The sequence below is a fragment of the Streptomyces sp. NRRL WC-3742 genome (genome assembly GCF_000720635.1).
Lineage (GTDB): Bacteria > Actinomycetota > Actinomycetes > Streptomycetales > Streptomycetaceae > Kitasatospora.
Map to the genome: position 1 here is coordinate 39925 of NZ_JOCF01000009.1, position 17607 is coordinate 57531.

The 17607-nt window shown below is 73.8% G+C and carries 14 protein-coding genes; 2 read left to right on the plus strand and 12 right to left on the minus strand.

Annotated elements, in window-relative coordinates; translation table 11 throughout:
- The first annotated feature begins 75 nt into the window (after window positions 1–75).
- A complete protein-coding gene (locus IH61_RS46800) occupies window positions 76–2037 on the plus strand; it encodes a hypothetical protein (protein WP_158844768.1) in 1962 nt (653 codons plus the stop codon).
- Between the two features lie 130 nt (window positions 2038–2167).
- On the opposite strand, the gene IH61_RS0107670 is transcribed toward IH61_RS46800, so the two are convergent.
- The 4 genes from IH61_RS0107670 to IH61_RS0107685 form a co-directional block, all read right to left on the minus strand.
- Window positions 2168–3565 carry a S53 family peptidase gene (locus tag IH61_RS0107670; protein ID WP_037971894.1) on the minus strand — a complete coding sequence of 466 codons (1398 nt, stop codon included), beginning with the start codon at window positions 3563–3565 and terminating at the stop codon, window positions 2168–2170.
- A 292-nt stretch (window positions 3566–3857) separates the two neighbouring features.
- Window positions 3858–4616, minus strand: coding sequence for a 3-oxoacyl-ACP reductase FabG (fabG, locus tag IH61_RS0107675; protein WP_031066906.1), 759 nt, complete (start codon window positions 4614–4616; stop codon window positions 3858–3860).
- Window positions 4617–4702: 86 nt separating this feature from the next.
- Window positions 4703–5902: a thiolase family protein gene (locus IH61_RS0107680; RefSeq protein WP_031066908.1), complete on the minus strand. Its 1200-nt coding sequence runs from the start codon at window positions 5900–5902 to the stop codon at window positions 4703–4705.
- 89 nt (window positions 5903–5991) lie between these two features.
- Window positions 5992–7155, minus strand: a complete 1164-nt coding sequence (locus tag IH61_RS0107685) for an acyl-CoA dehydrogenase family protein (RefSeq protein WP_031066910.1) — start codon at window positions 7153–7155, stop codon at window positions 5992–5994.
- A 140-nt stretch (window positions 7156–7295) separates the two neighbouring features.
- Between IH61_RS0107685 and IH61_RS0107690 the strand changes: the two genes are divergently transcribed.
- Window positions 7296–7955 carry a TetR/AcrR family transcriptional regulator gene (locus tag IH61_RS0107690; protein WP_031066912.1) on the plus strand — a complete coding sequence of 220 codons (660 nt, stop codon included), beginning with the start codon at window positions 7296–7298 and terminating at the stop codon, window positions 7953–7955.
- Window position 7956: 1 nt separating this feature from the next.
- On the opposite strand, the gene IH61_RS0107695 is transcribed toward IH61_RS0107690, so the two are convergent.
- The 8 genes from IH61_RS0107695 to IH61_RS0107730 form a co-directional block, all read right to left on the minus strand.
- Window positions 7957–9189: a nitric oxide synthase oxygenase gene (locus IH61_RS0107695; protein WP_234327071.1), complete on the minus strand. Its 1233-nt coding sequence runs from the start codon at window positions 9187–9189 to the stop codon at window positions 7957–7959.
- Between the two features lie 121 nt (window positions 9190–9310).
- Window positions 9311–10738 carry a sugar porter family MFS transporter gene (locus IH61_RS0107700; RefSeq protein ID WP_031066917.1) on the minus strand — a complete coding sequence of 476 codons (1428 nt, stop codon included), beginning with the start codon at window positions 10736–10738 and terminating at the stop codon, window positions 9311–9313.
- 118 nt (window positions 10739–10856) lie between these two features.
- Complete coding sequence (egtD, locus tag IH61_RS0107705) at window positions 10857–11828, minus strand: L-histidine N(alpha)-methyltransferase (RefSeq protein WP_031066919.1); 972 nt, start codon at window positions 11826–11828, stop codon at window positions 10857–10859.
- 61 nt (window positions 11829–11889) lie between these two features.
- Window positions 11890–12801 carry an ergothioneine biosynthesis protein EgtC gene (egtC, locus tag IH61_RS0107710; RefSeq protein ID WP_078910916.1) on the minus strand — a complete coding sequence of 304 codons (912 nt, stop codon included), beginning with the start codon at window positions 12799–12801 and terminating at the stop codon, window positions 11890–11892.
- The gene (gene egtB, locus IH61_RS0107715) at window positions 12801–14168 is read right to left on the minus strand and encodes an ergothioneine biosynthesis protein EgtB (RefSeq protein WP_031066924.1); all 1368 of its coding nucleotides are present in this window, start codon (window positions 14166–14168) and stop codon (window positions 12801–12803) included. Before egtB ends, egtC begins: the two co-directional genes overlap by 1 nt.
- Entirely contained in the window at window positions 14165–15460 is a 1296-nt protein-coding gene (gene egtA / locus IH61_RS0107720; protein ID WP_324607585.1) for an ergothioneine biosynthesis glutamate--cysteine ligase EgtA, read from the minus strand. The genes egtB and egtA overlap by 4 nt, the downstream gene beginning before the upstream one ends.
- A gap of 316 nt (window positions 15461–15776) precedes the next feature.
- On the minus strand, window positions 15777–16928 hold the full coding sequence (locus IH61_RS0107725; RefSeq protein WP_031066930.1) for a MalY/PatB family protein: 1152 nt from the start codon (window positions 16926–16928) through the stop codon (window positions 15777–15779).
- Between the two features lie 115 nt (window positions 16929–17043).
- Window positions 17044–17565, minus strand: coding sequence for an SRPBCC family protein (locus tag IH61_RS0107730; protein WP_063763158.1), 522 nt, complete (start codon window positions 17563–17565; stop codon window positions 17044–17046).
- Window positions 17566–17607: the final 42 nt, after the last annotated feature.

Here is a 17607-nt window from a genome sequence, read left to right on the forward strand (position 1 = left end):
GAATGTGGTGGCAGGCACCACGCAGCAAGGGCATCAGACGCCGCGACAGCGGCGGGGCGGGGCGGTGACCAGAAAATGGCGGAGACGACTGCTGTTTCCGGAGGTCCCGACCCGGCTTCGGACTCGGGCCCCTGGGACGCCGTACCGCCGCCCTTCGCCGAGGAGCACCCGCCCGGGCCCGCTGCCCTGTACGAGCCGCCGCCCGCGCTCCCCGTTCCGCCCACCGCCCCGCCCACCGGGTGGACCCTCACGGGGATGCCCGCCGCGGGCCCGGCCCCCGCGCCGATTCCCACCGCCACGGTGACGGGCGGGTTCGGGGCCGCGCCGCGCGGGCGCGTGCTGGTGGTCGAGGGCGGCTACGGCGTCTCCGGCCGCCGGACCTGGGGCGGGCGCGGCGGCGCCGGTCACGCGCCGGTGCTGTCGGCGATGCTGGCGGCCGTCTCCCCGCAGGTGCTGCTCGCCGCGGACGGGGTGGACGCCGTCCACCTGCCCGGCGCCGTCGACCCGCAGACCGTCCTCGCCCACCTGCGCGCCGCCGCCCTGCACCCCGGGCCGCTGCTGGTGCACCTGGGCGGGCACGTCGTCGCCGACAAGCGCGGCGGACAGCTCCAGCTCACCCTGCGCGACGCCCGGCAGGAGGGCCTGCCCTGGCAGGCGATCGCCGCCGAGCTGAGCGGCCGACCCGCCGACTGGCAGACCCTCGTCATCGCCGACCTGAGCGCCGACCAGAACGCCTGGCCCTACCTCCAGGGCACCGTCTCGCCGTTGAGCGAGGGCATCCCGCTGTGGGCGGTCGTCAGCCCGGACCCGGAGCAGATCGGCACCTTCACCCGGGCCCTGATCGAGGCCCTGCACGGCGGACGCCCGGGCGCGGGGGAGGTGCTGGCGCCGGAGGAGCTTCGCCAGCAGGTGTACTCGGTGCTGCGGCCGGACGTGGTCATCCTCGCCACCCACGCCAAGGACCGGCCGGTGTTCCGCAACACCGCCCGGCGGGCGGACGCCCCGGTGGCGGACGCCGTCCCGGCGCCGGTGCCCGCGCCCGTCCCCTTCACGCCCCCGCCGTTCCCGGCGCCACGTCAGGAGGAGCCCCGGGACGCGGTCGTTGAACCCGTTCCGGCTTCGGCTCCTGCCCCGGTCGCACTGCCGCCCCGGCCGCGCGTTGTGGGTGAAGCGGTGAGCCTGGTCAAGGCGCATGTGCCGCCGACCCCGCCCCGGCCGTCGCGTCCGGTCAGCCTCGCGAAGGCGGGCCCGGTGGAGGACGTGCGGGCGCCGGAGTCGGTGTCCCTGGACAAGCCCGTCCCGGCCGACGCGATCCCCGAGGACGCCGCGCCCACGGCCGGCGTCACCCTCGCGAAGCCGGGCCCCGAACCGGAGGAGCAGCCCGAACTCCCGGAGCCCGCACCCGAGATGGAGGCGGAGCTCGAGGTTCCGGAGGAGCCGGCGCCGCAGGACGCCGTCCCCGCCGATGCCGTGCCGGAGCCGTCGGACGCCGTCCCCGCTGACGAGACGCCCGCTGACGAGGTGCCCTCCGACGAGGTCCCCGCTGACGAGACGCCTGCCGAGGAGGCACCCGCCCCGGCGGCTGCCGAGCCGCGCGAGGACTACCGCGAGGTGATCGGACGGATCGTCCGCAGCGCCGACGCCGGCGACCACGCGGCCGCCACCGACCTCGCCTTCGCCCTCGAGCTGGAGGCGATCGCCGAACACGGCGCCGTCTCCGAACCCGTCCTGCAGGTGCGTCAGGTCCGGGCCCATGTGAGCCGCCTGGCGGGCCGCCTCGGCGAGGCCGCGATCATCTACCGCGAGGTGGCGCTGACCATGCTGCGCTCGCGCGGCGCCGACAGCCCGGAGACCCAGCAGGCGGCGACCAACGCCGAAGCCTGCTGGCGCAAGATCACCGACCGGGACGAGGCCGTCCGCATCGCCCCCGAGATCATCGAACTGCGCGCCCACCTCCCGGGCCCCGACGGCCGCAAGCTGCGCGCCGCCGAGCGCTACCTCGCCCAGCTGGTCGCCACCCCGGCGGCGGGCAAGTAACAGCGGACGAAAGTCGGCGAACGAATAACAGAAGACAGAAGACAGCAAACAGCGAACGGATGACAGATGGTGAAATCTGTCATCCGTTCGCTGTCAGGCGTTACCCGTCATCGAGCCGACGGGCTGCGGCCTACTGCTCGTTCTCGTCACCCTGGATGTCGCCCGCGAGCGCGTGGACGAAGGTGGTGCCGTCGATGGTGCCGAGGCCGCTGGCGAGGTCGTAGCCCGCGGTGGCGTTGTAGCCGGTGACGCCGTTCCAGCCGTTGTCGCCCTCCTTGACGTCCACGATGCCGCTCCACTTGCTCGGGAGCATGCTCAGGCCGTACAGGCGACCGTTGATCTGGCCGATGCGGTGGCCGGCGAGCTGGTCGGCGAGGGCGACGATGCCCGAGAACAGCGGGGTGGCCTCGCTGGTGCCGCCGGTGAGGTGCCAGCCGACCGCGGTCGGGTCGTAGGACTCGTACGTCCAGGCGGCGCCGTCGACGGCCGCGCTCATGCTGATGTCGGGCGTGCCGCGGTGGTTGCCGGTGACGTTGGCGACGCCGGTCTGGTACCACGGGCGGGAGAAGATGCCGGAGACGCCGCCGCCGCCCGCACCCGACTTGTCGTGCCACACCTTGTCGGCCGCGGTGCGCTTGCCGCTGTCGTCCAGGGTGAGCTGGGTGCCGCCGATGGAGGTGACCAGCGGGTCGGAGGACGGCCAGGAGTTGACCTTGAACGGGTACAGGTCGGACCCGTTGGACTGCGCGTCGGTGGCGCCGTTGTCGCCGGAGGCGGCGAGCACGGTCACGCCGCGGTCGGCGGCGGCCCTGAAGGCGTAGCGCAGGTCGGTCAGCGACTTGAAGTCGCCCTTGTCGTAACCCGGGAAGGTGTTCTCGGTGGCGCCGAAGCTCTGCGAGATGACGTCGCCGCGGCCCTTCTTGATGAGGTCCTTCTCGGCGTCCATCATCTCGGGCAGGCCCGTGGTGCCCTCGGTCTCGGCGACACCGGTCTCGACCAGGACGATGTGGGCGTCGGGGGCGATGGCGTGGGCGTACTCGACGTCCAGCGTGGTCTCGCCGGCCCAGCCGGTGTGGTCGGGGTTCTTCGGGTCGAAGACGGGGACGTTGCCCCACTTGACGACCTCGACCTGGGTGTCCTGGATGCCCCACTGCTTGTCGAAGACCTCCAGGTCGTGCTGGATGGTCGGCGAGCCGAAGGAGTCGACGATGACGATCGTGCGGCCCTTGCCCGTCACGCCCTCCTTGTAGAGGGGGTTCAGGTTGTAGGCGGTGCGGTACTGCAGCGGCGAGTAGCAGTGGATGCCGATCTTGCTGACGCACTCGGTGGTGCTCAGCGGGGCGACGCGCCCCTGGGCGTCGTGGTGGCCGAAGGAGGCCGGGCGCACGTGGACGCCCGAGTAGTCGTGCGTGGTGGGGGCGGCGGTCGCGATACCGGCCGCGGGGACGGCGACGGTGCCGGCCGTGAGGGCGGTGGCCCCTACGGCGAGCAGAGCCAGGGCGCGGCGAAGGGTGGCGGGGCTGCCCATGGGACTCCTTGGGACGCAGGGCCCGACCGGGGTCGGTCGGGTCGGTTGGGCCATCCCATCGAGCGCCGCATGATCATGCCATAGTCATTCGGTGTGGTCGTTCGATCAGCACCATGGTCATGTTCGGCCACGCGAAAAGGTAAAGGCCGCCCCACGCGAAGGTAACCGCTCGCGAGGGACGGCCATATGATGACACGTCAGTAATATTGCTCCGGTCGACACACCAGCCGACGCGGACGACGGGCGGGGACGACCGGCGCAGGATCCCAGTGCGGACGACCGGCGCGGACGACTAGCGCGCGCCCCCGTTGACGTACAGCGTCTGCCCGCTGACGTACGAGGCGTCCTCGCTCGCCAGGAACGCGACCACCGAGGCGATCTCCTCCGGCTGCCCGACCCGCCGCAGCGGCGTACGGGCCGAGACCTCGCTCTGGTGGTCCTCGGCCGTGGCGCCGACCCGCTCGGCGGTGGCCGCCGTCATCGCGGTGGCGATGTACCCGGGCGCCACCGCGTTGACGTTGACGTTGAACGGCCCCAGCTCGATCGCCAGGGTCGCGGTGAGCCCCTGGATGCCCGCCTTGGCTGCGGCGTAGTTGGCCTGGCCCCGGTTGCCGAGGGCCGAGCGCGAGCTGAGCGAGACGATCTTCCCGAACTTCTGCGCCACCATGTACTTCTGCGCGACGTGGCTGCAGTTGTACGCGCTGGTCAGGTTGACCGTCAGCACCGCGTCCCAGTCGGCCTTGGGCATCCTGAAGAACAGGTTGTCCCGGGTGATCCCGGCGTTGTTCACCAGGATGTGCAGCCCGCCGAGGTCCTGCGCGACCTGCGCGAACACCCGCTCCACCTCGTCGTAGTCCGCCACGTCGCAGCCGTAGGCGCGCGCGGCGCCGCCCTTGGCCGTGATCTCGGCGACCGTCCCCGCCGCCCGCTCGGCGGTGAGGTCGAGGACGGCGACCGTCGCCCCCTCCTCGGCGAGCCGGCGGGCGGTGGCCGCCCCGATCCCCTGCGCGGCGCCGGTCACCACGGCGACCCTGCCCTCGAAACGTGCCATGCCACTTCCTCCGATCACTGCTTCCTCGATCACTGCGATGCCCGTCACTGCCGAGTCCCTCGGACCACCGTCGGGCCGTCAGGTGTTCAGACGCCCTCGACCAGCACGGCCGTACCCTGCCCGACCCCGACGCACATCGTGGCCAGCCCGCGCCGCGCGCCGGTGCGGTTCATCCGGTGCAGCAGGGTGGTGAGGATGCGCGCGCCCGAGCCGCCGAGCGGGTGGCCCAGGGCGATCGCCCCGCCGCTGGGGTTGACCAGCTCCTCGGCCTGCTCCGGGCTGAACCCGATGCCGTCCGCCGAGGCCAGTGCCTGGGCCGCGAACGCCTCGTTTAGCTCGGCGCTGTCCAGGTCGGCCAAGGACCAGCCGGCCCGCCCGAGCACCTTGCGGGTCGCCGGGACGGGCCCGATCCCCATGACGTCCGGGTGCACCCCGGCCGAGGCGCCGGCCACGTACCGTCCGAGCGGCCGGAGCCCGAGGTCGTTCAGCGCCTCCTCGCTCACCAGGACGAGCCCGGCCGCGCCGTCGTTCATCGGCGAGGCGTTGCCTGCGGTGACGGTGCCGCCTGCGCGGAAGGCGGGCTTGAGCGAGGCGAGCTTGGCGAGGCTGGTGTCCTCCCGGATGCCCTCGTCCCGCGTGACGGTGACGCCGTCCGGGCGCTCGACCGGGATCAGCTCGGCGTCGAAGTGCCCGTCCTTGCGGGCGGCGGCGGCCCGCTGGTGGCTGCGCAGCGCGAAGGCGTCCTGCCGTTCGCGGGTGATGCCGTGGCGGCGGGCCACCTCCTCGGCGGTCTCGCCCATGCTGAGGACGCCGTGCAGTTCGGCCATCCTCGGGTTGGTGAGCCGCCAGCCGAGCCTGGTGTCGTAGGTCTCGATGCGGTGCGGCAGCGCCTCGTCCGGGCGGGGCAGCACGAACGGGGCGCGGGTCATGGACTCGCAGCCGCCGGCGAGCACCACGTCGGCCTCGCCGGAGCCGATGGCCCTGGCAGCGAGGGTGACGGCCTCCAGGCCGGAGGCGCAGAGGCGGTTGACGGTGGCGCCCGGGACGGTCTCGGGCAGGCCCGCCAGCAGGACGGCCATCCGGGCGGCGTTGCGGTTGTCCTCGCCGGCCTGGTTGGCGGCGCCCCAGTAGACGTCGTCGATGCGGGCCGGGTCCAGGGCGGGGAGGTCGGCGAGCAGGGCGCGCAGCACGGTGGCCGAGAGGTCGTCCGGCCGGACGGTGGCGAGCGCTCCCCGCAGCCGGCCGATGGGTGTGCGGCGGGCTGCGGCGAAGTAGACAGGACGCACGTCGTGCTCCTAATCGAAAGCGAAGAGAGTCGGAGAGTCGGAGAGGCGAAGAGACGAAGAGAGACGATGAGAGGCGGGGAGGGACGGGGTCAGAAGGCGCTGACGCCGGTGAGCCCGCGCCCGATGAGCAGTTGGTGGATCTGGCTGGTGCCCTCGTAGAGGGTCATCACCCGCGCGTCGCGCAGGTACTTGCCGACGGGGTACTCGTCGATGAAGCCGTACCCGCCGAACACCTGCAGCGCGTTGTTCGCGGCCCGTACGGCGGCCTCGCTCGCGTACAGCTTGGCCATCGAGGACTCGGTGGCGAAGGGCAGGCCCCGCTCGATGTGGTCGGCGACCTTCCAGGTGAGCAGCCGGGCCGCCTCCACGTCGACGGCGATCCCGGCGAGCAGCTCCTGGACGAGCTGGTGCGCGGCGATGGGCTTTCCGAACTGCTCGCGCTCCCCGGCGTAGCGGACGGCGGCCTCCAGGCAGGCGCGGGCGATGCCCACGCAGCCGGCGGCCACCGACATCCGGCCCTTGGCCAGGGCGCCCATCGCCACCGAGAAGCCCTTGCCGACCTCGCCGAGCCGGGCGGAGTCGGGCACCCGGACGCGGTCGAGGGCGAGTTCGGCGGTGGCCTGGCCGCGCAGGCCGAGCTTGCCGTGGATCTCGGTGCGGCCGAAGCCGGGCAGGTCGGTGGGCACGAGGAAGGCGGTGATGCCCCGGTGGCCGCTGAGCGCGGGGTCGGCGCCGCCGGTGCGGGCGAAGACCAGGGCGACGTCGGCCCAGGTGCCGTTGGTGATGAACGTCTTGGCGCCGCTGATCAGCCAGTGGTCGCCGTCGCGCTCGGCCCGGGTGGTGAGGTTGGCGGCGTCGGAGCCGGTGCCGGGTTCGGTGAGGGCGAAGCAGCCGAGCGCCTCGCCGGAGGTGAGCCGGGGCAGCCAGTGGCGCTTCTGCTCCCCGGTGCCGTGGGAATTGATCGACTTGGCGACGAGTCCGAGGGTGACGGAGACGATCCCGCGCACCGCCGAGTCGCCGCGCCCCAGCTCCTCCAGCACCAGGCAGTACGCGAGGTGGTCACCACCGCTGCCGCCGTACTCCTCGGGGAGGGTCAGGCCGAGGAAGCCGAGCTTCGCGAGCTTGCCGACGACCGCCCGGTCCACGGACTCGGCGCGGTCCCAGGCGCCGGCGTACGGAGCGATCTCGCGGTCGACGAACGCGGCGGCCACGTCCCGGACGGCGCTCTGCTCCTCGGTCAACTCCAGGTTCACGGCGGGGCCACCTCGATCGGCTCGACGGTCGATAAACTAGCGCTGCAAGTTTTACGGTGACTGTAGCCCCGGCGGCCCCCGCGCGGAAGGGGGCACCTGCCAGAATCGGCCCCACCCCACCCGACCGGAGGAACCTCTCGATGGCCCGCCCGCGCACCCCGCTGCTCAACCGCGAGCGCATCGTCACGGCCGCCCTGCGGCTGATCGACGAGGAGGGCCTCGCCGCCCTCTCCACCCGCCGCCTCGCCACCGAGCTGTCGGTGACCGGGCCCTCGCTCTACAACCACTTCGCGACCAAGGACGAACTCCTCGACGCCGTCGTGGACAGCGTCATCGGGGAAGTCGACCTGTCGATGTTCGGCGAGCCCGCCCCGCAGCCCGAGGACTGGGCGCAGGCGCTGCGCGACTGGGCCCGCTCCTACCGCGCCGCACTGGCCGCCCACCCCAACATCGTCCCGGTCCTCGCCCAGGGCCCCGGGCGCCGGCCGAACGCGCTGCGCCTGGCCGACGCGGTCTTCGGCCACCTGGTCGGCGCCGGGTGGCCGCGCGGCCAGGCCACCCGGATCGGCGCCCTGATGCGCTACTTCGTCACCGGCTCCGCGCTCGCCTCCTTCGCGGCCGGCTTCCCCGCCGACGCCGAGGTGTACGACGCCGCCGACTACCCGCACCTGGGCGAGGCCCACCGGCTGGCCGGGCACCGGGGGGCGGTCGACGAGGGCGCCTTCGAGACCGGACTGGAGGCGCTGCTGGACGGGCTGACGCTGCGCTACGAGCGCCTCGCCGCCCGCCCGCACAGCTGACTCACCATGGCTCGCGGGCCACGAAGGCCGGCCGCAGCGACGGGTCCACCGGGTCGTAGTAGCGGTGGTAGACCGGCGTCAGCCCGCCCGAGACCGGAGGAACGATCCAGCTCCAGTCCGCCGGGGTGGGCCGCCCCAGCCGCGCCTCCTGGGCGACGTGCTTGAGGAAGCGGTGCGACTCGGTGTGGTGGTCGGCCACCGTCACCCCGGCCTCCTGGAAGGAGTGCAGCACCGCGAGGTTGAGCTCCACGAGCGCCCGGTCGCGCCAGAGCGTGCGGTCGTGGGAGGTGTCCAGGCCCAGGCGCTCGGCGACGGTGGCGAGCATGTCGTAGCGGTCGGCGTCGGCGAGGTTGCGGGCGCCGATCTCGGTGCCCATGTACCAGCCGTTGAAGGGCGCGGTCGGGTAGCGCACGCCGCCGATCTCCAGCGCCATGTCGCTGATCGCGGGCACCGCGTACCAGCGCAGGCCCAGCTCGGCGAACCAGGCGTGCTCGGGGTGGGTGAGCGGCACCTCCAGCGCGGCGTCGTCCGGCAGCTCGTACCAGGACGGGCGCTCGCCCGGGCGCTCCTGGACCAGCAGCGGCAGCACCTCGAAGCGGTCCTCGGCGCACTTCCAGCCCAGGTCGCGGGCGCGGGCCGCGAGCGCGGCGCCCGCCGGGTCGCCGACCACGGCGCCGTCGACGTGGTGGCCGGCGTAGCGGACGAGCTGCTGGTTGAGGATGCGCGGGGCCGGGCGGCCCGGGCGGTCCGGGGCGAACACCGAGATCACCGGGCGGATCCGCCCGCCGTTGCCCGCGAGCCGCAGGTGCTCGAAGCACTCGGCGGCCAGGTCGTCGGCGGAGGAGAGGTGGCGCAGGTCGCGCACCACCAGGCTGCGCCAGTACAGCCGGCCGATGCAGCGGGCGGCGTTGCGCCAGGCGAGCCTGGCGCCGTAGGCGAGTTCGGCGGGGGTGTGGACGTAGGTGCCGGTGCGCCCGATCTCGTCCAGGACGGCGTGCAGCCGCTCCTCGGGTGCTCCGGCGGCGGGCTGCTCCCGGTGGAAGCGCCGGACGAACTCGGAAGCCTGCTCGGGGTCGGTGAACGGCGGCGCTGCGGGCGCGGGCTCCGGGACGCTCCGCGGCTCGGGCTCGCTGAACGGGGGTGGCGCGCTCGGGTGGGCGTGGGCGTACGGGCAGCCGCCGGTGGGGGCAGTGGGGGCGGCGGGTCTGCGGGTGCGAAGCCGGTCGAAGATCAAGGACTCATCCCTCCTGGCGAACAGGAGTACCCCAGGTGTCCGGGCCGCCGCAGAGAGTGAACGATTCGGCCCCGCACCCGCGCGGATCGCGCTAGGGTGCGGGGCCGGTCGGACTGTCGGATCAGCCCATGTCCTCCAGGCGGATGCCCTTGGTCTCCTTCATGAACTTCGCCACGAAGACGATGGACAGGGCCGCGAAGGCTGCGTAGACCAGGTACGTCGCCGACAGGTTCCACCGCGACATCGACGGGAACGACACGGTGATCGCCCAGTTGGCGATCCACTGCGCCGAGGCGGCGACGGAGAGCGCGGCGGCGCGGATCCGGTTGGGGAACATCTCGCCGAGCATCACCCAGACCACCACGCCCCAGGACATGGCGAAGAACAGCACGAAGGCGTTGGCGGCGATCAGCGCGACGGTGCCCTGGAGGTCGGGAAGGGTCACGTCGCCGCCGCTGCCGGTGGCGGAGGAGAACGCCCAGCCGGCCGCGCCCAGCGAGACGGCCATGCCGGCCGAGCCGATCAGCGCGAGGGGCTTGCGGCCGATCCGGTCGACGAGCAGGATCGCGATCACGGTGCCGAGGATGTTGATGACCGAGCCGATGAAGCTGATCAGCAGCGAGTTGTTCTGGTCGATGCCGACGGACTGCCACAGGATCGACGAGTAGTAGAAGATCACGTTGATGCCGACCAGCTGCTGGAAGACCGACAGGCCGATGCCGACCCAGACGATCGGCAGCAGGCCGAAGCGCCCGCCGAGCAGGTCGCGGAAGCGCGGTCGGTGGTCGGAGGCGATCAGGCCCTGGATCTCGGCGATCCGCGCGTCGGCGTCCACGCCCTCGCCCTCCACGTCGGCGAGCACCTTGCGGGCCTCGTCGAGGCGTTCGGCCTGGATCAGGTAGCGCGGCGACTCGGGGATGACCGAGGCGAGCACGAAGTAGACGGCGGCCGGCACGACGCAGACGCCGAGCATCCACTGCCAGGCTTCGAGGCCGAGCAGGTGGCCGCGGGTGTCGCCGCCGGCGGACTGCGCCAGCAGCCAGTTGACCAGCTGGGATATCGCGATGCCGAGCACGATCGCGGCCTGCTGGAAGGAGGCCAGGCGGCCCCGGTAGCGGGTCGGCGCGACCTCGGCGATGTACGTCGGGGCGATCACCGAGGCGATGCCGATGGCGGCGCCGCCGAGGACGCGCCACAGGGCGAGGTCCCAGGCGGAGAACGGCAGCATCGAGCCGACGGCGCTGACGGCGAACAGCAGCGCCCCCGCCTTCATCACCTTGATGCGGCCGTACCGGTCGGCGAAGCGGCCGGCCAGCGCCGCGCCGATCGCCGAGCCGAGCAGGGCGGAGGAGACGATCAGGCCGGTCACGCCGTCGCCGACCCCGAATCTGTGCTGGATCCCGGAGACGGCGCCGTTGATCACCGAGCTGTCGTAGCCGAACAGGAAGCCGCCGAGGGCCGCGGCGGCGGTGATGAAGACGACGAATCCGAGGCGGCCGGGCGCGGGGGCCTCGACCGCCCCGGAGGGCTGCTGGCTGACACTCACGATCTCTGCTCCTGTACTCAACGCTGAGCGGGATAGCGGAGATCGTAACCCCTAATCGTTCAACCCTTGTAAGTCAGTTCGTCGATTTCCGCTCCGAGAATTCGTAAGGTGAACAAGCAAATTACGCCGGGGAGGCGAGCGAGAGGCCGAAGCGGCCCTCCTCGTCCGTCCACCAGTGGTCCAGCCGCAGTCCCGCGGCGGCCAGCTCCGAGGCCACCCGCTCCCGGCGGAACTTGGCCGACACCTCGGTGCGCAGCTCCTCGCCCCGGTCGAAGTGCAGCGGCAGGTCCAGCGCCGGGATCTTCACCGTCTGGGCGCGCAGCGAGCGCAGCCGCATCTCGATCCACTCCTGTTCGGCGTCCCAGAGCGCGACGTGCTCGAAGGCGTCCGGGTCGAAGTCGGCGCCCAGCTCCCGGTTGAGGACGTTGAGCACGTTGAGGTTGAACGCGGCCGTCACCCCGGCGGAGTCGTCGTAGGCGGCGACCAGTACGGCCGGGTCCTTGACCAGGTCGGTGCCCAGCAGCAGGGCGTCACCCGGCTCGAGGGAGGCGCGCAGGCCGCGCAGGAACTCCGCGCGCTCGGCGGGCAGCAGGTTGCCCAGGGTCCCGCCGAGGAAGGCGACCAGGCGCGGGCCGCCGCCGGGCGGCACGCCGAGGCGTGAGGTGAAGTCGGCCAGCACGCCGTGTACGGCCAGGCCCGGGTACTCGGTGGCGAGGGCGAGGCCGGCCGCCGTCAGCGCGCTCTCGCTGACGTCCACCGGGACGTACGTCTCCAGGGTGCCGAGCCCGCGCAGGGCGTCGAGCAGCAGCCGGGTCTTCTCGGAGGAGCCGGAGCCCAGCTCGACGAGGGTGCGGGCGTGGGTGGCGGCGGCGATCTCGTCGGCCCGGGCGGTCAGGATGGCCCGTTCGGCGCGGGTCGGGTAGTACTCCGGCAGCCGGGTGATCTCCTCGAACAGCTCGCTGCCCCGGGCGTCGTAGAACCACTTCGGCGGCAGCCACTTGGGGGCGGCGCTCAGGCCCTGGCGCACGTCGTGGTGCAGGGCGGTGGTGAAGTGGTCGGCGGGCAGCAGTCGGATGAGATCGAACGTGTCCATGGCGGGGCGGTCCTCTGTTCAGGAAGTGAAGGTTGAAGGGGGGTGGCAGGTAACGGGGGGATCAGTCGCGGCCGGGGAGCGGGCGGACGGTGACGCCGCCGGAGTCCACCAGCAGCAGCGAGCGGTCCGGGGTGCGCTGCCAGCGCGGGCCGCCGGCCCGTGGCTCGCCGTTCTGTGGCTCGCCGTCCTGCGGTCCGTCGGCGCGCGGCTGGTCGGGCGGCTGGTCGGCGCGAGGGCCGTCGTCGTACAGCTCGTCGTCGGGCGGCTGGTCGGCGCGAGGGCCGTCGTCGTACAGCTCGTCGTCGGGCGGCTCGTCGTCGTACGGCTCGGAGGCCACCACGGTGCCGAGGCCCGGCAGGGTGCGGTGGTACAGGGTGTCGCCCCAGGCGGTCGCGGCGATCGAGCGGCCGTCGGTGAGCAGCAGGTTCAGCCGGGCGGTGGTGTGCGCGGCGACGTCCGCCACGGTGCCCGCCAGTGCCTCGCCGGGCGTGGCGCCCGCGCGCAGCCGGTGCAGGGTCAGCCCCCACAGGAGCGCCGAGTCGCTGCGCGCCTCCAGTGCCAGCAGTTCCTCCGGCGGCAGCAGCGCGGCGAGCGCGCCCAGGTCGCCGGGCCAGTCGGCCACCGCGCCGTTGTGGCTGAACAGCCAGCGTCCGGCCGCGAACGGCGCCGCCGCCGCCTCGCCCGCCGCGCAGCCCGCGGTGGCGGAGCGGACGGCCGCCACCAGTGCCCGGGTGCGCAGCACCCGGGCGAGGTCGGCGAAGGCGGCGTCCGCCCAGATCGGCCCGGCGCGGCGGTAGCGGGCGGGCACCTCGTCGCCGTCCGCGTACCAGCCCAGGCCGAAGCCGTCCGCGTTCACCGTGCCGTGCCGCTGTTCCCGGGGCGCCCAGGACTGCCGGTACAGCGCGTGCGACGGTGTCACCAGCAGGTCCTGAGGTGCCAACGGCTCGCCCAGATAGGCGAGGTGACGGCACATCAGGCTCGCTCCGCGTCGCGGGCGGTGCGGAATCCCGAGAAGATCTGCCGCCGGATCGGGTAGTCCCAGTTGCGGAAGGTGCCCCGGCAGGCGACCGGCGCCACGGCGAAGCAGCCGCCGCGCAGCACCTTGTACTCGGGCCCGAAGAACACCTCCGAGTACTCCTTGTACGGCCAGGCCCTGAACCCCGGGTAGGGGTCGAGGTCGCTGGCCGTCCACTCCCACACGTCGCCCATCAACTGCCGTGCGCCGTACGGGGACTGGCCCTCGGGATAGCTGCCGGCCGGGGCCGGGCGCAGGTGGCGCTGGCCGAGGTTGGCGTGCTCGGGGCCGGGGGCCGCGTCGCCCCAGGGGTAGCGGCGGGAGCGGCCGGTCGCCGGGTCGTGTCTGGCGGCCTTCTCCCACTCGGCCTCGGTCGGCAGGCGGCGCCCCGCCCAGCGGGCGTACGCGTCGGCCTCGTACCAACTGACGTGCAGCACCGGCTCGTCGGCCGGTACGGGCTCGACGGTGCCGAAGCGCCGGCGCAGCCACTGCCCGTCCTCGCGGCGCCAGAACAGCGGGGCGCTCAGGTCGGCGCGCAGGCGGTGCTCCCAGCCCTCGGGCGTCCACCAGCGGGGGTCCTCGTAGCCGCCGTCCTCGATGAAGCGCTGGTAGGCGGCGTTGGTGACGGGGGTGGTGTCCAGGAAGTAGGCGGGCAGTTCGACGGTGTGCGCCGGGCGTTCGTTGTCCAGCGCCCACGGCTCGGTGTCCGTGCCCATGGTGAACGGGCCTGCGGGGACGAGGACTTCGGCGGGCAGGGTGACCGCGTCGGCCGGGGCCGGCGGGGGCGGGGGAGCGGCCAGGGCGGGCTCGCCGCGGCGCAGCTGGTGGGTGATCAGCATCGTCTCGTCGTGCTGCTGCTCGTGCTGGGCGATCATCCCGAAGGCGAAGCCCGCGGTCAGCAGCGGCGCGCCCTCCAGCGGGCTGGCGGCGAGCAGGTCCAGGACCCGGCCGCGCACGTCCTCCGCGTAGCGGCGGGCCTCGGCGGGCGGCAGCAGCGGCAGGGTGGGGCGCTCGGCGCGGGGGTGCTGGAAGGCGTCGTAGAGCGGGTCGATCTCCGGGTGCATCGGGTCGCGGCCGCCGACGTTGCGCAGCAGCCAGAGTTCCTCCTGGTTGCCGATGTGCGCGAGGTCCCAGACCAGCGGGGACATCAGCGGCGAGTGCTGGGCCGTCAGGTCGCGGTCGTCGACGCAGTCGGTGAGGGCGGCGGTGCGGGCGCGGGCGGCCAGCAGCTCGGCGGCGATGGTGTCGCGCAGCGCCTCGGTGCTCTCGGGGAGGCCGTCGGGACGGCCCTGGGAGAGGTCGGTGCGGGGGCTGACGTCGGTCATGGTGCGGGCTCCTCGGGGGGAGTGCGTCGGGTGCCGGCGCGCAGGGCGTCCAGCTGGTCGTCGGCCGGGCAGCGGCCGCGCGCGGGGTAGCGCTCGGCGAATGCGGCGACGGTGGCGCGCAGTCGCTCGGCGCCGGGCAGGCGGCCCAGCGCGGCGTCGGCGGCGGCGAAGCAGGCCAGGGTGGCGCGGCGCAACTCGGGGTCGGCGACGGCCAGCGTGGCGGCGCGGCGCCAGGCTTCGCTGCGCGGGGCGCGGGCGGCCGGGTGCTCCCGGCCGTCGGGGCGCTCCGGGTGCCCTCGGCGCTCCAGGCGCTCGAGCGGTTCCAGGGCGGCGAGCGCGGCCTCGGCGGCCAGGGGGTCGTCCAGCAGCGCGGTGACGAGGGCGGCGGGCACCACCCAGCCGTCGCCGGGCTGGGCGTCGATCATCCGCAGCTCGAGGTAGCCGTGCGGGCGCACGGGCGGGAAGAGCGTGGTGCGGTGGTAGTCCAGGTCGGCCAGGGTGGGCGGGCGTTCGCCGCCGCCGCGGATCCAGTCACGGAAGGTGAGGCCGGGCGGTGCCGTCCACGGGAGGCCCTCCGGCCTTCGTACACACAGCACTTGGGCGTCCAGCACGTACTGCGCCCACGCCTCGCCCGGATCGCCGTGGTCGGGGGCGGGGGCGAGCGTGCGGGTCGGGTCCATCCGGGACCAGACGGTCTGCCGGGTGGAGCGGTGGCCGGTCGCCTTGCCGTCCAGGACGGGGGAGTTGGCGAAGGCGGCGACCAGCACCGGGCCGAGCCGGTGGACCAGCCGCCAGCGCCGGGCGACGGCCTGCGGGCCGTCCGCGTCGCCGGCGTCCACGCAGACCTGTACGGAGGCGGTGCCCGTCATCATGATCCGGCCCCAGGGGCCGGCGGAGTCGAAGAAACGTTCCATCGCTACGTAGCGCGGATGGTCCAGCACCAGCTGGCGCGGACGGGCCAACGGGTCGGTCCCGGTTCCGGTGAGGCGCAGGCCCCGGGCCGCGAAGGCGGCGCGCAGGGCGGTCAGATCGCGTCGGGTGTCCTCGACGCAGGCCATCAGGCCCGTGGCGGGCGGGGAGCTGAGCTCGACCTGTCCGCCGGGTTCGAGCGTGAGCCGCGAACCGGAGGGGAGGGAAGTGCCGTCGGGGCCGCCCAGGGGCAGCGACTCCAGTGCGGAGTGGATCAGTTCCGGAGGTACGGGTCGCTCCGGACATCGGTCGTCGTGGACGAACCACTCGACCTCGACGCCCACCAGCCTGGGCGGTCCGATCTTGAAGCAGACCCCCGACACGTGGCTCCGCGCGCCGGACTCCGTCAGGGGAGTCACTCCGCTCTGGGGCGGCGGCGCGCTGGGCCGGTCGGGGGGTGTGGTGCGGGAGACGGGTATCACCGGACTCACCATCCTCGGGATCACGAATTGCGGGCCCGGACTACCTTGCCCAGTCTGCTACGGAGCATGCGAAGACGCTCCGCAAAAATCGCGTAGACGTTCGTCTGTGCAGGTCAGAGATGGTGCGAACGGGTGACTCAGGGGATCGCGGGGCGCTTTCGGTCGCCTTTCGGGCGGCTTTCGGAAGGGTTCCGTGCGCGGGGCGCGAAGGGCGCCCTCAGCTCCTTCCCAACCGGGCGAGCCGTTCCAGGACGGTCTCCAGCAGGGGCTCGGGGAGGGCGTAGTTGAGGCGCAGGAAGCCCGCGCCGCCGGGGCCGAACACGTCCCCGGCGGTGGCCTCCAGGGCGCAGCGCTCCAGCAGCGCCCGCTCGGCGCCCCCGGGCGGCAGGCCCAGGGCGGCGGCGTCCAGCCACAGCAGGTAGGAGGACTGCGGCGCGGAGCGCACGGCCGGGCCGAGCAGGCGGGTCAGCCGGTCGCGGGCGGCGCTCAGGTGGGCGAGCAGGGCGTCCAGCCAGGGGCCGCCCTCGCTCAGCGCGGCCCGCTGGACGGTCTGCTCCAGCAGCCCGCCCTCCCAGAGGCCGTAGCCGGCGAGCTCCTCGGTGAAGCGGGCACGCAGCGCGGGGTCCGGGACGAGGGCGAAGGCGCTGGGGAGGCCGGAGCAGTTGAAGGTCTTGCCGACGGAGTTGAGGGTGACGGTGTGCGGGCGCAGCGCCGGATCGACGGTGGTGACGGCCACGGGGTGGGTGTGGCCGGGGTGGGTGAGGTCGCCGTGCACCTCGTCGGAGACCAGCAACGCGCCCGCCTCCGCGGCCCGTTGGGAAAGGGCGCGCAGCTCCTCGGCGGGCCAGACGCGGGCGGAGGGGTTGTGCGGGCTGCTCAGCAGTACGGCCGAAGTGGGGCCCGGGAGGGGGCCGTTGGGCAGGTGGTAGCCGTCCGGGCCCAGGGGGAGCGGCAGTTCGCGGTACGGGAGGCGGGCGGCGCGGCACAGCTGGGCGAAGCCGCCCCACTCGGGGGTGGGGAAGGCGAGCGGCGCCTGCGGCCGTACGGTCTCCAGCAGGACGCGCAGCGCGGTGCGGGGGCCGCAGGGCAGCAGGACCACCCAGTCCGGGTCCACCTCGGCGCCGTGGCGGGTGCGGTACCAGTGGGCGACCAGCTCGCGCCCGGCCGGGTCGCAGACGGTGTAGCCGTACGCGCGGTGGCGGGCCCGGCGGTGGAGGGCCTCGGCGACGGCGGGCGGGCCGGGCAGGTCCATGTCCGCGAGCCCGAGGGGGATCACCCCGGGGGCGGTGGCGCGGGCCCACTTGGCGCTGCCGGTGCCGGAGCGGTCGAAGGGGGCGGCGAACAGAGGTGGAAATTCGTCCGCTGACATCTGTTCGCTGTTATCCGTCATCTGACATCTGTCGTCCGTCGACTGTGATCTGTCCGCCGTCATCTGTCCACTGTCGTCTGTCCGCTGTCATCTGTGGACCGTCATCTGCGCGCCGTCATCCGCCGGTCGTCCGCCGCAGGCCGCGATCCGCCGCCCGTGACCCGTCCCGCTGCGCCGGAATCGCGCCGCCCGCGAGGTGCGCCGCGAGCCCGCGCCGCCCACGCCACATCATCACCGCGTGGTTGGCGCGGAACACGGGGTGCAGCGGCAGTGCGAGGCGGCGCAGCAGGGCTTTGCCCGGCCGGGCGTCCTCCTCGAACAGCACCCGGCTCCCCCCGCCGCCGGGCCCGTCCGGGGTGACGGTGAACCGCGTCCAGCCGGCGAGGTCGCCACTCATGGCCACCTCCAGCACCCCGGCCGCCGGGTCGCGGCGGCGTGTCGCCAGGGCGATCACCAGCCGGTACGGCAGCACCGCGCGTATCACCACGTCCCCGGTGTCCGGCCCGGTCTGCCGCACCTCGCGCACCTCCGGCCACCAGTGCGGGTAACCGGCCACGTCCTCCAGTGCCGCGTACACCGCGGGAGGGGGCGCGGGGAGGTGCCAGAGGCCGCGGAAGCGGTAGTGATTGGGGTCCACGTGCTCCCCCTGCCCCGGCTGGGAGCCGTCCATGCGCCGCCC

Bases quoted from the DNA above. Each gene is read 5' to 3' on its own strand.
- egtD (WP_031066919.1), bottom strand. From the start codon at position 11,828: ATGGACACGTTCGATCTCATCCGACTGCTGCCCGCCGACCACTTCACC.
- IH61_RS0107670 (WP_037971894.1), bottom strand. From the start codon at position 3,565: ATGGGCAGCCCCGCCACCCTTCGCCGCGCCCTGGCTCTGCTCGCCGTA.
- IH61_RS46800 (WP_158844768.1), top strand. From the start codon at position 76: ATGGCGGAGACGACTGCTGTTTCCGGAGGTCCCGACCCGGCTTCGGAC.
- IH61_RS0107725 (WP_031066930.1), bottom strand. From the start codon at position 16,928: ATGTCAGCGGACGAATTTCCACCTCTGTTCGCCGCCCCCTTCGACCGC.
- IH61_RS0107690 (WP_031066912.1), top strand. From the start codon at position 7,296: ATGGCCCGCCCGCGCACCCCGCTGCTCAACCGCGAGCGCATCGTCACG.
- fabG (WP_031066906.1), bottom strand. From the start codon at position 4,616: ATGGCACGTTTCGAGGGCAGGGTCGCCGTGGTGACCGGCGCCGCGCAG.
- egtC (WP_078910916.1), bottom strand. From the start codon at position 12,801: ATGTGCCGTCACCTCGCCTATCTGGGCGAGCCGTTGGCACCTCAGGAC.
- egtB (WP_031066924.1), bottom strand. From the start codon at position 14,168: ATGACCGACGTCAGCCCCCGCACCGACCTCTCCCAGGGCCGTCCCGAC.